The sequence below is a fragment of the Fodinicola feengrottensis genome (assembly GCF_039530045.1).
GTDB lineage: Bacteria > Actinomycetota > Actinomycetes > Mycobacteriales > HKI-0501 > Fodinicola > Fodinicola feengrottensis.
This window is the reverse complement of record NZ_BAAANY010000020.1, coordinates 1-14225: the sequence shown is the minus strand read 5'-3', so window position 1 is coordinate 14225 and position 14225 is coordinate 1. Positions and strand designations below refer to the sequence as shown.

Here is a 14225-nt window from a genome sequence, read left to right as displayed (position 1 = left end):
GAGGAATCCAATCAGCGAGGCGAAAGCAGGAACGCGAAGTCGTCTAACCGGGTCATGACAATGGCAAGTACGGCACCGACGGCGACGGCGACCGCGGCGGTCACCAGGTCAGCTGGGACATCCGGTCCTAGACTCGCGGCGACGGCAGCGCCAAGCAGCAACAACCCGTTTCGTACCGCGTGGATCGGCGCGATCGTCGTACTCGACGAGCCAAAACACGCGCAGGTGACCTTCAACCGGCGGCGCAGGATGAGCACTGTTCCGGCGGTGAGTACGGCCATAAGGACGGTCGCCAGCCCGGCGCCGACGACCACCGTCCATGGGAGCAGCAAGAGCACGGCCGAGGTGGCCTCGCCGACGATCAACAGACCACCGACCCAACCGGCCTGCCGGCCGATGCCAAGCTGCGTAAGCATGTCGCTGAGGCCGCGCCGGCCGCTGGGCGTCAGCTTGCTGACCGAGCTCCAGCCGAGAACAACAGCCAGCAGCACCCGCAGGGTCAGCGCCGCTGTCGACATTCATTCCTCCACGCCGCAGGGGCCCATCGGCCCAGGATCACCGGCAGGAATATGCGCAGGAGCCGCTAACTTTTCGCTAACAACCAGCTATCCGCAGCACCAGCGCGGTCGCCAGGTCTGCCGCAGTGCTCATCGGTTTCACCACCGAACACGATCTCGTGACGGGCGGCGACAACGGCGTCCAACGCTGCCGGCGGATGCACGATGAGATGGGAAAGTCCGGTTCGACGATGAGCAGCAGCTGACGTAGGACTCGACTATTGCCAACAGAATCATGGCGCGCGTCATTCAGCGCAACACCATCACCATCTCTACCGTCTCGCGCAACTTGTCGCGCGCCGTCATTGTTGTTTGGGTGTGGTGTATAGCTCGTACCCGAGCTTTCCGTCGTCGACACGTGTCACAGTGTCACTCACCAGGACATTCTGGTCAGTGTCCCGACTGAACACGTAGCCGACATCCCAGATCCCGCCGTAGTTGCAGACCTGCCCTCCCGGGCAGAACTTGATCAGGATCCTGATCGTGATACTCCGGCCGTTCTCGTCTATCGGACCGTTGATCCGCTGGGTCAGCACCTCATGCCGAGCCGTCAAGCCGACGGCGTTGGTGATCGGGAACGCATCCACCAGCCAGGAACTCACCCAGGCGTTCTTGCATGCCGTGATGGCGATGCTCACGTCGCCGTACCGCACCTGCCCCGTCTTTATTCCGGGATAGAAGTTCATCTGCGAGGGAGTGGCACAGTATCCTTGCGAACTTCCGGACGATGGTGCGGATCGCAGGACAGTGACCGTCGCGAAGACCAGCAACAGGGCCGCGCACGCCGCAGCCACCATAAACGGACCCGAGTACTTTCTCAGCAATGGCATTCCTCAGAAGTCGTCGCGAGCAGCTGGTAACAGATATCTCGGCTGTCCAGCGCAGAAGAAATGACGAAGATTCACAGTTGGCGATCGACGGCGCCAGTCACGATCGATAACCCACCCTCCAGTTCCTATACCGCGAACTGAACAAGCTACCTGCCTTGGCCGATGTTCGACCTCCCAGTTCTGGCGAGTCGAACAGCCGCGACCACATTCGAGGGTCTTTGATGGCGATTGCCGCGCAGTACGTTCCAATCTCGACCACATACAGTAACTTGACCGTCCGGAAGCTGGGATCCTTTTACTGGCCGCAAAACACCATGCCCCGAATATCCACGACAACGTGGTGGCGGTGTTCAGAAAACCGGGATACTGGTCGTGCCGTTAACGAAACCGAGAGTGGTGGGCCACGGATCGCCGACGGCGGGTGGCCGGGTTTCGCCGAAGGGCGTATACCAGCGACGGGGTGACGGTTCGCTTCGGGCGAGGGTGAGTTTCGTCGACGGGGTCAGCGAGACAGTCCAGCCAGCCTGGACGTCGCTTCGCTCCTTCGATCCGCCCAACAGGGATCAGGAAGTCGACGATGAACTGGGACGCGGGGTACTGCGTCCCAGTTCGTCTCGTGAGTCGTCGTTCAGCACCGTGTGCATATCAGGTGACGGACGCTCAGCGGTGGCTGAGCCTGTCGGTCAGTCGATGCCTTCGATGATGCGGAAGTCGCGCTGGAAGCCGTCGGGAAGGGCCACCAGCGCGTCCTGGTAAGCCTCGCTCTCGTACGCCGCGACGGCCTGTTCGAAGCTGTCGAACTCGATCAGAACGACGCGTTGCGTGATTCCGGCTTCGTGGGCGACGACTCGGCCGTCACGGGCCAGGACCCGTCCGCCCCCAGCTTGGACGGCCGGACGAGCCAACTTGTTGTAGGCAATCAGCGTCTCAGGGTCGGAAATAGCGGGGTAGACACTGACCCAGTAGCCCTTGGCCATGGAAACCTCCTGTGTTCGGCCGGACACGTCCGACTTCGAATTCACGCTCAGATCGCTCGATCCCGGCGACGGATCCCCTCCCGCGCCGAGTGCGGGGCTGAGGCGCGGTGTTCGGGACGAGAGATACATAAAGCATTCATATAAATATTGTATGCTTCACCTATGAGCCGTCAAGACGCTACTCGTAGCGCTTCCGCTGCAATCGGATCGACCCTCTATGGGCTGGCCACCAGGGCTGTGAGACGCCTTCCGCGCGATATGAGCATCACGTCCGCCGCCACCCTGGCCACCCTGGACAGGTCCGGCCCGCGACGCATCACCGATCTGGCCGTGATCGAGGGTGTCACCCAGCCCGCGATGACCGTCCTGGTCCGGGTGATGGAGGAGTCCGGACTGGTCGAGCGGAGGGGCGACGCGTCCGACAAGCGGGTCACGCTGGTGTGTCTGACCAAAGCCGGCACGTCGTACGTTCAGACACGGCATCAGACGGGCGTCGATGCATTCGCGCGGCTGATCGACGAACTCACCGACGACGAGGTCGAGGCCCTGGTGGCGGCGCTTCCGGCGCTGGCGCACCTGGCAGAGCTCGAAAGCCAGGACCAAGAAGGGTCGAAGCGGTGACGGAGCGCACCCTGGAGCGCTCCGAGGCGCGGCTGCTGGTCCCCGCCCTGATCTTGATCGCCCTGGTCGTGGCGGCGGTCGCCAGCCTCGGGGCGCCGCTGATCACCAGTGTGGCGACCACGTTCCACGTCTCGCTCGACAGCGCGCAGTGGACGCTGACCGTCCCACTGCTGAGCGGCGCCGTCGCCACGCCCGTCCTGGGCCGGCTCGGAGCCGGCCCGTACCGACGGGCCACGATCCTCGCCACGCTGGCGATCGTCGTCGCCGGCAGTACGCTCACCGTGCTGCCGCTGCCGTTCGCCTGGCTGCTGATCGGCAGGGCGACCCAAGGCGTCGGGCTCGGTCTGACGGCGCTGATGATGGGCGTGGCCCGGGACCATCTTCCCGAGGACCGCGGCACGGCGACGATCGCCCTGATCTCGGTGGTCTCGATCATCGGCGCCGGCGTCGGCTACCCGCTCACCGCGCTGTTCGCCGAGATCGGCGGCGTGCGGGCCGCCTACGGCTTCGGTCTGTTCGTCACCGCTGTCGCCTTCCTGACCGCTTGGCGTTCGATACCCGCGGCTCCCGAAGGCCGGTCCGCTCACGTGAACGTGGCGGGCACGCTCGCCCTGGCGGGCGGACTGTTCCTCGTCCTGTTCCTGGCCGGCCAGAGGAGCCTGTGGAGCCGTCACCTCGCCGTGGCGGTGGTTCTCGCCGTAGCCGCCGTGCCCCTGCTGTGCGTCTGGACCACCTCCGAGCTGCGCAGCAAGACGCCACTTGTCGATGTCCGTGCGGTACGGCACCCGGCGGTCGCCGGAGCGAACATCGCCATGTTCGTCGGCGGGAGCGGCATGTACCTCCTGCTCACGCTCATCACGCGGTACGCGCAGACGCCGCACAGCGCCGGCTACGGCTTCGGACTGACAACCTTCGTCGCCGGGCTGGTCCTCGTCCCGTTCTCGGTGCTGGGGTTCGTCGCCGGCAAACTCACGCCGCGGGTTCGGACGCTGATCGACGCACCCGTGCTTCTGGCCGGCAGCGCGGTCATCGTCGGCGGCGGGTTCGTCCTCTTCGCCACGGCCCGGTCAAACCTGGCCGAACTGCTCGTCGCGATGGGTGTGCTGGGCCTGGGCGTCGGCAGCTTCTCCGCCGCAATGCCCGGCGTCATCCTGGCCGTCACACCCAAGAGCGAGACGTCGAGCGCGATGAGCTTCAACTACGTCGTCCGCAGCGTCGGGTACTCCCTCGGCAGCGCGATAGGCGGCCTGGTCCTGGCCACCGGCACCGACACCGGTCATCTCTTCCCGAACGACCACGCCTACACCACCGCAGCGCTGGTCGGCATCGCCGCGATGGCGGTCACGACGCTGGCCGGCCTCGCTCTCGCCCGCCAACGCCCGCCCGAGATCAACCCCACCGCGGTCGCGAGCTGGGGCAGACCCGCCTCCGGCGGGCAGACGACTGTGACGCAACGAGGGCACGGTCAGCGGCGCCACTACGGCGCTGCCGCTCACGGCGACCACCTCGCACCGCGAAGCACCCGAAACGGGCGGAGTTGATAGTTTCGGGTGTCCAAGTGTGCTTGAACACCACACGTCGTTTGTGGCAGATATGCCAAACCTGTGTGTCCGAGGGGGGACTCGAATACGTATCCATGTGGATAATCGCAGTGCCTCACGTGTCAATGCGCCGTACTGGTGGTCAACGTCTCCCCTGCGAATTCTGAACGCATGGCAACTCCGCGGTCCCCTCCCCGCTTGCCAATGCGACAGTCAGAAGCGGCCGACGTGCCTGACGTGGCAACGTTGGCAACTGCGCGCGAAAATTCGCAGCACCTATCTGTCGACCACATGTGGAATCGACTGATGATTGATCCTGGTGGACAAATGATGTCGGTCTTGTCTTTTTCGGAGGCTCGTTCTGTTGGTCTGCCCAGCATCTCGGAGCTATCGACTTCCTGCGTTACGGACGAGGTCGATCGCTGAGCCGGTGATCGCTCGCTCGCCGGTGATAAGACTGGCGACGGCTCCGACAAACAGTGTGGTTTGGATTGTGGCAAACCCTTGAGCCTGTAGGGATATACCGGGAAGGAACGGAAGCGCGAACGCGAGCCCAGCGAGCGCAACTGCACCACCGATCCTGTTCCAGGCCTTTGTCAGCGCCGCTAACCGGGGACTCCGCACGTCCGTTTCTTGCCGATCAGGCCATCGCCCTTGCGCAAGCAGGATCACATCTGCACAAACCACATTGAGCAGAACACGGAAGTCGCGGTAGGACGCAGCTGCGAGCATTGACCGCTCATACCCCTTCATCCTTTCTTCGACAGCGACCGCAGCTCTTCGGAACCACCGCCGATCCTCGGCGTTGCCGCCCAAGGACCTGACACTTCGGGAGACCTGACGTACCAACTGTAGCCTGACAAAACGCATACTTCGGACCACAACGCGTCGCTGTCTGGGCCTCATCCAGACGCGCCGACACTCATCGAGTTGCTCCAGAGCTTGCAGACACACGATGAGGGCATCGAATCGCGGCGAGAGCGCGCGTCGCCTCCGGTCATGTAGGACTTCGCTGATCCATGCCCACAGCGGCGAAAGCGTCAGCGACGACGTGAAGAAAATTGTCAGAAACACTAACACTGCCCACGACGCAGGCTGAACAAATCGGTCCAAGTCGGCTAACCGCGGATCGATGGATCGATAGAAAATGCGAAAGGATTCTGAGGCTGATGATTTTGACAACCAGAACTGGCATGAACACAGCACAGCGATACTCACGCTGCGAGGACGGGGAAGGAACTGCAGCATCTCAGTCAGCTGCCCAATCACCATCCAGGAAAGCCAGAGTTCGAAAACCGCCGCGACACTCATCCAGAAGACTGCGCCGCTGCCCATGCGATTGACCTGCTCGATAGCAAAGATCACCCATACGGCCGCGACGAAGGTCAGGACTGTCGCTAATCCGGCTGATATGACGAAAAATTCGTAGCCGGACCAGTCCCAGCGGGCCGACTCTCGCACGGCTGCACGGCGGACTGCATGCCGGATGGATGGCTCCTCGACATGAGGATCGAGGCGATAAGTGCGAACCAGGTGGATCCAACTCGAATATCTCGATCGTGCCCTTTCCAGAAGATCCACGTCCATGTTTGCTCACCCACCTTTCGGCGTGGTACGGAGGCGCGAATGCGGCAACCCCGACACCGACACACCGGGCATCGCAGCCACCCACGCGACTCCTGACTGCGTCGTCAGGCAGGAAGGTCAGACTGCGGCTCGAATGAACATCCGGGGCGGACCCCGAGCATTGGTCGGGACAAACATCGGCTCCTTGCCCACACCGAACAGACGCATCAGGTCCCGCTCGGCAACACCACTCACATGCGACTCCTGCAGCACTCCACCACGTGATTGTCGCATCGCCAAGCGCTACAATTCGTACAATTCCGAAAACTCGATAGGTCATCCGTAGATCAAACACAACATGCTGGTCAGGGCGATCTCGCCGGCAGACTAGATAGAGGGTCGCATGACCACTGCTCCCGTCGATGCCTACCGCGTCGACACCAGCCGCCGATCACCCAACTGATGGTCGGCCGCTGTGTGCTTGCTCGCCGTCTATTTTCTGCTCCCCCACTCGTGTGTACGGGTACTAAGTAGTTGTGGGTAGGGCCAGATACGTGAACGTCACGCCCGAGCGGTACACGTGCTGCTGGATCCAGGTGGCGCTCATGTGAGGCTGTCCTGCCATGCCGTGTGCAGGTCGGCGAATGGTCCGTGCTCGTTGAGGAGTTCGCCGGGCGTGCCGTCCTCGACGATCCGCCCGTCGGCCATCATCAGCACCCGGTCCGCGATGTGCACAGTGGACAGGCGGTGGGCAATGACCAGAGCCGTGCGTCCATGCAGCACCGTGTTCATCGCATGCTGGACCAGTCGTTCGCTGGGCATGTCTAGGGAGGGTGTGGCCTCGTCGAGGATCACTACGGCGGGGTCGGCTAACAGCGCCCGGGCCAGCGCCACCAACTGCCGCTGTCCGGCGGAGACCCGGTGTCCACCGGCCTGGATGTCCGTGTCGTACCCGTCAGGCAGGGCGCAGATGAACTCGTGCGCACCGATGGTCCCGGCCACCTGTTCGATTTCCTCGCTGTTGGCGTCGGGTCGGCCCAGTGCGATGTTCTCGGCGATGGTGCCGGAGAAGATGAAGGCTTCCTGGGTCAGCATCACTACGGCACGACGCAGCTCGGCCGTGGTGAGGTAGCGCAGGTCAACTCCGTCGAGCAGAACACGACCGTGGGTAGGGTCGTAGAAGCGGGCCAGCAATTTGGCCAGGGTGGTCTTGCCCGCACCGGTGGCTCCAACAACGGCCACAGTCTGCCCGGGGACGAGGGTCAGGTCGAATCGTGGCAGCACCTCGCTCCCCGTGTGGTAGGCGAAGGCGACCGACTCGAAGACAACGCCACGGCCCCGTTGCCTGGAGGAGGTGCTCGGCGAGAGCGTCTGGGGCGATGCCGGCTCAGGTACGGAGGCTCGCTGGGCCAGCAAGGCCGCAATCTTCTCGAGAGACGCGACGGCTGACTGGTAGGCGTCCAGGACGCCACCCAGTTTGAGCGGGTCGTCGTACAGACGGCGCAGGTAGAGCACGATGGCGGCGAAGGCACCCAGATCCAGGTCATGCCCGGCTACCCGGAAAGCACACCACATGACCAGGACAGCGATCCCAATGTTGGCCACCAACCGGGACGAGGTCACATAGCGTCCCATCACAAGCGCGGAGTCACCGTTGATGCGGGCGTGCCGACGGTTGATCCGCATGAAGGACCGGTCGTTGGAGGTCTCCAGCCGAAAGGTCTGCACAGGGTGGATGTTGGTGAACGTCTCCGCGTATTTTGCTGTGACAGCGGCGGTCGCGGTCGACCGCTCGCGGTAGACCTGGTACGCCCGGCGCCGGAAGTCGCGGACGGTCAGGTATAGCGGGCCGCCCACCGCGATGGCCGCCAGACCCAGCGGCCAGTCCAGGTAGAGCAGGGTGACAGAGACGTAGATGGTCGTCAGGACTGCACCGACGATGTCCTCGAGGCCGCCTGTGAGCAGGTTGCGCAACGCCTGCACGTCGCTGGTGGCCCGGGAGGTCAGCCGACCGGAGGTGTAGCGCTGGTGGAAGTCGATACTTAGCGCTTGCGCGTGGGTGAAGATCCGGCTGAGCAGGTCGGCGATTAGATCCTGACCAACCCGGGCTTCGGCCCGTACGAAGGCATATTGGAAAACTGCCGAGGCTACCGCAGACAGCAGGTATCCGAAGCAGACCGCCAGTAGCGGGCCGTATTGGTGGGCGCGAACCGCCGGAATCACGTGGTCGATCGCATACGCGACTAGCAGCGGGCCCAACTGGGAGATCGCGCGCTGGACAATCAGCAGCAGGCCGGCCAGCACCACGCGGCGACGATGCGGGCGCAGCAAGGACGCCAACAGCGCGCGCGACGCGTCCTCAGGTGCGGGCAGCAGATCCTGCGTGAAGAGGTCGAGGGCAGCACGCGCGGATGCATTCGGTGCCTGCGTCTCGCTGACACGGTCGGCGCCCGCCGCGGCGAGAGGGTTCGGAAGCGTCATGACGTTTTCGCCCCCTTGCCTGTGCCGCCGCCCAGTGTCAGAGGCTCGATCCCCGACATGAGGAGGGCATAGTCGGGGTTGGTCTTAAGCAGCTCCCTGTGGGTGCCTACGGCGGCGACAACTCCATCGCTGAGCAGGGCGACCCGGTCGGCCAACAGTGCCGTCGAGGGCCGATGGGCCACGATCAGGGCCGTTGTGGTGGCCAGTACCTGCCGCAAGGCCCTTTCGACCGCGGCCTCGGTGTGGATGTCCAGCGCCGACAACGGATCGTCCAGGATCAGTACTCGCGGTCGGCCGACAACGGCCCGGGCCAGAGCGAGCCGCTGGCGTTCGCCACCGGAAAGCGTCAGCCCCTGCTCGCCCACCTGCGTGTGCGGGCCTGAGGGCAGAAGGTGGACGAAGCCGTCGGCCTGCGCGACCCGCAAGGCCCAGGCACCATCGGTCTCGGTGGCCGCCTCGCCGCCCATCAACACGTTCTCCATGACTGACGCGGAGAAGAGCGCTGGGTCTTCGAAGGCGACGGCGACCATGGTCCGCAGCTGCGAGCGCGGCAGGTCGGCGATGTCCTGGCCGTCGAGCGTGATGCGTCCGGCCGTCGGCTCGTACAGCCGCGGCACCAGACCGACGAGGGTGGTCTTGCCGCTGCCCGTCGAACCGACCAGCGCCATCGTCTCACCGGGTTCGATCCGCAAGTCAACACCGCGGAGCACCCCCGGAGCGTCCATCGAAGCGTTCGGATACTGAAAGTGCACATTCTCGAAAGCGAGAGCGGCCGGCCGCGGCGGTGCTGACAGCCCCACGTCGGGCAGGTGGTCCTGCGTAGGCAGCGGCTCGTCCATGATTTCGCAGTAGCGGTCGACCGCGGTCGCAGCCTGGTTACACATCGCCAGCAGCGGTCCGGTCGATTCCACCACCGGGCGCAGCACTAGAACAGTTGCCAGGAATGCCACTAAAGTCCCAGCAGCGAGTGTCCCGTCGGCCACTTGGACCACGCCCAGCGCCAGTGTTGTCCCCATGGCGATTTCCGGGAGCAGGACGAACATCCCTGACAGACTCGCGAGAAGGCGTGCTCTGTGTAACTCGACGCCGCGGACTTCGAACACCATCTTCTCAAAAGCCCGGGCCTGACTGCGATGACGGCCAAATCCCTTGATCACCCGGATGCCCCGGATCGACTCCTCGACCAGCGTGGTCAGGTCCCCCTCCAGGTCCTGCGCACGGCGCGATGCGAGCACATGCCGAGCCTGGAACCACGAGCACAGCACGGTCAGCGGCACGACCGGCACTAGCAACACCAGCCCTAACACCCACTGCTGCTCCAGCAAGATGACGCAACCCGCTACAAACGTCACAGCGTTGACCACCAGGAACGTGAGAGGCTGAGCCAGGAACGCATGCACCTGGCCGAGATCCGCGGTGCCCCGTGAGAGCAGCTGACCCGAGGACCACCGATCGTGAAAGGCACTCGGCAGCCGCTGAAGTCGGCCGTACAGCGATTCCCGCATCGACGCCTCGACGTCGGCCAGCGGCCGTGCCGTCAGCCAGCGGCGCACACCGAAGATCCCAGCCTCAGTGGCACCCAGCAACACCAGGACCAGCCCGCCCAGCCAAATCCCGGAAAGATCACCACTGGTCAGAGGGCCGTCCACTAACCACTTCAGCACGAGTGGCATGACCAACCCCAGACAGGAGGCAATGGTCGCCAAGAGGCAAGCCAAGAACAGCCGCACGCGCACCTGCCGCACATAAGGCCACAACCGCAGGAGTGAACGCACAGCAGAACGCGGCCCAGCATCGGAACGCATTTGCACTGTTAGGTTACTCATCAGAGGCGGAGGATATAGTGAGCATGCGAAGCGGGCTCAGGCGAGTCATCCGCCCGGGCAATGCAGCCGGCCACCCGCTCCCCAGTACACACACCCGGCCACGTCTCAGGCCCAACCGATGGCGAGTTGACTGCTTCACTCCATCGTCGCCAAAGCTTGGTCGAATGCACTTGCGGTGTGGTCCAGCTCTTCTTCTGAAGCAGGCACGTCAAGAACGAATATTCGGTTGCCTTGCTTGATGTACCGCGCGATCTCCAGGCCAACCTCGGTGTAGCTACCGACTAAATACGGGCAAAACGACTGGGAATTACGAAGGGGGCCGGTCCAATGGGGGGCTGATTCCACTGGCACGTCCCGTCACGCAGAGTCGCCAGGCGACGGAACCAGCGCGAGTCAGACGACTTTACTGTGAGAGCATATGTGAATTGCCCCTTGCGGTTCTCCGGAAAGCGCGCACGAGCGACCCGTCACGCTGCCGCGGAGCTATTACGCGCAATAACCCCGACGCGCACACCTCGGCTCCCGCCAGCAATTTCCATCTCCGTCTGTTCGGCCGGGGGCCGAGGGTAGCCGACGACTGTCGCGCCGATCGCCTTGGCCGCCGCTAAGCTTGCTGTCGACGAGCCCGATGTGAACATTTTTGCAGTGCGGCCTGGAGCAGGCGCCGGCGTGAGCTTCAGACACTTGAGCGTGTAGTAGGCGCCGTCAAACGTAATCGGCGATTTACCAGACAGCAACTGCTTGACGATGAATGCGTACTCAGCCACCCGGTCATAGCGTTGGTCATGTGCTGTCTGATCCCTCAATGCGATGAGGTCGTCTCGAAATCCCCTGCGACCATGTTCAGATATGTCTCGCACCCATAAAGCCAGCCGAACATACTGGCCGCCTTAGCGGTTACGAACGGACGCATGCACAGCGGTTGAACTGCAACAAGAGGAACCAGGAAACGAGTACTCTTCACGATTATCTCTGAAACAAGCCATGGATCAGCCTGTCGATTATCGGCATATGCCGAATCCGACTTCGGGAACAGTTCCTCTGGCGATGAGTATTTCGACCAATACCACGGAGCGACAGAACCAGGTGCAGCTTCAGTCCGGCAGAACGGAATTGATCTCTCCGTCGGGCGCCCGGATCCCGACTTCGGGCCAGGCCTTACACAACAACCTCGCTTAAACAAGCGATGAGTTGGATGGCAGCGAAGTCCAATCCGGCCGTGCTTCATTTCAGAGCCCCGATAAGTGCGTTGCGACAAATGAATGGCGTGTCCTCACTAGCGCCGATGAATCCTATCAGAACTTGGTTCGTCTTGGACGTAGCCAAGGACCCATGCATGGCTATGATGGGGTCGAAGGCCCGCTGTTGCTGAAGCCGCAGCGCTTCTTGGCGGGCGACCCGGCACTGACAGGAGGACCCCAGATATCCTTCCACATGTCTGATGCCCTGGCGCTACTCGAAAGGTTCCTGGAGCCCGAGCGATGAGCAAGATCAACATACCTGTGACGCCAAGAGCTGAAGCCCTCCTCGGCGAAGTTGTCGTCTCGATGTCCAACTTGTTCGCGATCAGTCACGAGGAAGCCATAGGGCGAGTCAACGTACACTGGAGCGGTCATGCCATCTCGACCGAAGATAGTGAGATCATGTTTCTTCACGAGACGTCAGACTACTGGGCGAAGGAAATTTTCTATCTTCCAAAACTAAATGGTGGATACCTGGCCAGGAACCCAAACCCAGGCCGTATCATTGAGTAGACCTGACAACAAGTATTAGGTGATGGTGATTTGTGCTTGTCGAACTCGCAGTAGGAGATGCTTACGGAGCCGGGTTCGAGTACGCCGATCCGGACTTCGTTGCATCGAATAATACACTCAATCGCTATGTGCAACATCCGAAGCATAGTGGAATTCGCCCAGGTCAATATACTGACGATACCCAGATGACTCTGGCCGTAGCCGAACTCCTTGTGTCAAACGAGCCGTGGACCGAGGGCTCTGTGGCGGACAAGTTCGTTGAAGTATTCCGCCGAGACCCGAGAGAGGGATATGCAGGCGGATTCTACAATGTTCTGAGCCATGTGCGCAGTGGAAGTGAACTACAAGACCGCATCACACCCCACAGCGACAAGAGTGGCGCCGCTATGCGGGCAGGCGCAATTGGATTATGTTCAGATGTAGACCAAGTTATTCGGTACGCCGACATACAGGCTCGCGTGACGCATGCAACCCCCCTCGGCATCGAGTCAGCACAGGCCGCAGCCCTGGCGGTACATTACTGCCGTTACAATATCGGCCCCGTCAGCAATATCGGCGCATGGATAGATGCGGAAATTCAGGAATATGGCGGTCTTGGTGGATGGGCAAGAGTATGGAATGGCCCTGTAGGAAGTCGCGGATGGATGAGTGTTCTCGCGGCACTCACAGCCCTGTCTGCCGCATCCAGCCTTAGCGACCTGCTAACGCGATGCGTCAACTACACAGGGGATGTTGACACAGTCGCAACCATCGCTCTCGCCGCGGCATCGTGCACAACGGAGCTAGTTGCAGACCTACCTCATGCGTTGCTCCGGGATTTGGAGAATGGGCCTTATGGCCATGACTACCTGACGGAACTTGACAAAGTTCTTTTCCGTGTAATTCAATAGATAGTCACAGAAGAGTTGTTAGGGGCAAACGGAATTCCCAAATCCATCCCAGTAGCTGTGGTTGGACACCAATGGGATACCGGGTACCCTGCGATTGGCCTGGCCGTGAGGTCTCAAACACGCCAACAGGGTGATCCATCGTAGCCAATGACGCGTGGGGCGCAGAGCGTGATCGATCGCAAGTTGCCCCGTATACGTGGCGAGTCCACTTATATGGGAAAATATATGGGATTCGGACAAAGACCGTGAGACCGTCACTGCGCATGAAATCAATCAACTGGAGAAGACATGGTACAGATGGGACGGGTGGAACCTCCTGCCTCCTGATGGGGGAGCATGAGTCGCATGACATTTGATCCAGGAGCTCCTCACCAGCGACGCTTCGCACACTACGGACCGGCTCCGATTCCGGCCGCCCGAGATACCGAGATGGATGAGTTCATCGACGCCGTCTGGCGCGGGGGAGAGACAGCTGTCTACACCGCACTGGCCGCGGTGGCGGAACCTGGTCGCCGAGTGCTGTGTACATATGCCGAACGCCTAGCAGCTCGGGCTGTGAGGAACGAGACCCCTGAGGATCTCATGCGGGCCCTGATCGCGCTCGTAATTGGCGGCCTTGACCAGAACACGCCTGAAACGCTGATGTGTATGGCTCTTGTTGAGGATGCTGCGCGACGTTTGAACTATGACCTGGCTGAATTGTTCGAAGAGACGTCCGGTGTGGTCGGGCACCCAGGAACTGTTCATCTGGTGCAATGGCTTAGCCGTCGTCCTGAGGATCGCACACTGACCTGCATGGGCTTTGAAGCTAGGAACGACGGATCCGGATTTCGCTACTACTGGGTTGCCTGACGCTGGTGAGCGCGGGCGATCGCCGTGTATTCGACGATGAGCCTCGCTCAGGTTCGCGCCGTGTGGCTGCTTACGCGGCGCCTCGTGATCGGCAGCAGCCACCCACCGACGATGGTCGCGTATGGATCGCCCGGCGGCAAGCCCGGATTTTGGCTCGCTGACACGTGTGCGCTATTCACCAAGAAACCACGTCGCGATGGAATGTTGGACAGTGACATCAAGGCACAACGCCGAGAACGCACCTTGGGTAGCCGATCATCGGCGGACACCTAGTAGTACTTTGTTAGGTTGTTTCGGCGTGTCGAGTCGGAGTTTTTGTTGTTATTCGGG

The 14225-nt window shown here is 62.1% G+C and carries 12 protein-coding genes; 5 read left to right on the top strand and 7 right to left on the bottom strand.

Going from position 1 to position 14225, the window contains the following annotated elements; genetic code table 11:
- Positions 1 to 11 precede the first annotated feature (11 nt).
- The 3 genes from ABD301_RS24110 to ABD301_RS24100 all read right to left on the bottom strand — a co-directional run bounded on the left by ABD301_RS24110 (position 12) and on the right by ABD301_RS24100 (position 2364).
- Positions 12 to 518 (bottom strand): MauE/DoxX family redox-associated membrane protein, encoded by a 507-nt coding sequence (locus tag ABD301_RS24110; RefSeq protein ID WP_163569605.1) that lies wholly within the window; start codon positions 516 to 518, stop codon positions 12 to 14.
- A gap of 341 nt (positions 519 to 859) precedes the next feature.
- On the bottom strand, positions 860 to 1354 hold the full coding sequence (locus tag ABD301_RS24105; RefSeq protein ID WP_344312753.1) for a hypothetical protein: 495 nt from the start codon (positions 1352 to 1354) through the stop codon (positions 860 to 862).
- A gap of 716 nt (positions 1355 to 2070) precedes the next feature.
- Positions 2071 to 2364, bottom strand: coding sequence for a DUF1330 domain-containing protein (locus ABD301_RS24100; RefSeq protein ID WP_344312751.1), 294 nt, complete (start codon positions 2362 to 2364; stop codon positions 2071 to 2073).
- 162 nt (positions 2365 to 2526) lie between these two features.
- Here ABD301_RS24100 and ABD301_RS24095 point away from each other — a divergent pair, with 162 nt between their 5' ends.
- Positions 2527 to 2985 (top strand): MarR family winged helix-turn-helix transcriptional regulator, encoded by a 459-nt coding sequence (locus ABD301_RS24095; RefSeq protein ID WP_344312749.1) that lies wholly within the window; start codon positions 2527 to 2529, stop codon positions 2983 to 2985.
- Entirely contained in the window at positions 2982 to 4526 is a 1545-nt protein-coding gene (locus ABD301_RS24090; RefSeq protein WP_344312747.1) for an MFS transporter, read from the top strand. The genes ABD301_RS24095 and ABD301_RS24090 overlap by 4 nt, the downstream gene beginning before the upstream one ends.
- Positions 4527 to 4913: 387 nt before the next feature.
- Here ABD301_RS24090 and ABD301_RS24085 read toward each other — a convergent pair whose 3' ends face one another.
- The 4 genes from ABD301_RS24085 to ABD301_RS24070 all read right to left on the bottom strand — a co-directional run bounded on the left by ABD301_RS24085 (position 4914) and on the right by ABD301_RS24070 (position 11259).
- The gene (locus ABD301_RS24085) at positions 4914 to 6113 is read right to left on the bottom strand and encodes a hypothetical protein (RefSeq protein WP_344312746.1); all 1200 of its coding nucleotides are present in this window, start codon (positions 6111 to 6113) and stop codon (positions 4914 to 4916) included.
- 582 nt (positions 6114 to 6695) lie between these two features.
- The gene (locus ABD301_RS24080) at positions 6696 to 8573 is read right to left on the bottom strand and encodes an ABC transporter ATP-binding protein (protein WP_344312744.1); all 1878 of its coding nucleotides are present in this window, start codon (positions 8571 to 8573) and stop codon (positions 6696 to 6698) included.
- On the bottom strand, positions 8570 to 10378 hold the full coding sequence (locus ABD301_RS24075; RefSeq protein WP_344313242.1) for an ABC transporter ATP-binding protein: 1809 nt from the start codon (positions 10376 to 10378) through the stop codon (positions 8570 to 8572). Before ABD301_RS24075 ends, ABD301_RS24080 begins: the two co-directional genes overlap by 4 nt.
- 488 nt (positions 10379 to 10866) lie before the next feature.
- Positions 10867 to 11259, bottom strand: a complete 393-nt coding sequence (locus tag ABD301_RS24070) for an LLM class flavin-dependent oxidoreductase (protein WP_279581192.1) — start codon at positions 11257 to 11259, stop codon at positions 10867 to 10869.
- A gap of 621 nt (positions 11260 to 11880) precedes the next feature.
- Between ABD301_RS24070 and ABD301_RS24065 the strand changes: the two genes are divergently transcribed.
- The 3 genes from ABD301_RS24065 (at position 11881) to ABD301_RS24055 (ending at position 13895) form a co-directional block, all read left to right on the top strand.
- A complete protein-coding gene (locus ABD301_RS24065) occupies positions 11881 to 12153 on the top strand; it encodes a hypothetical protein (RefSeq protein WP_163569611.1) in 273 nt (90 codons plus the stop codon).
- Between the two features lie 32 nt (positions 12154 to 12185).
- The gene (locus ABD301_RS24060) at positions 12186 to 13043 is read left to right on the top strand and encodes an ADP-ribosylglycohydrolase family protein (protein ID WP_344312743.1); all 858 of its coding nucleotides are present in this window, start codon (positions 12186 to 12188) and stop codon (positions 13041 to 13043) included.
- A 429-nt stretch (positions 13044 to 13472) separates the two neighbouring features.
- Positions 13473 to 13895, top strand: a complete 423-nt coding sequence (locus ABD301_RS24055) for a hypothetical protein (RefSeq protein ID WP_163569612.1) — start codon at positions 13473 to 13475, stop codon at positions 13893 to 13895.
- Positions 13896 to 14225: the final 330 nt, after the last annotated feature.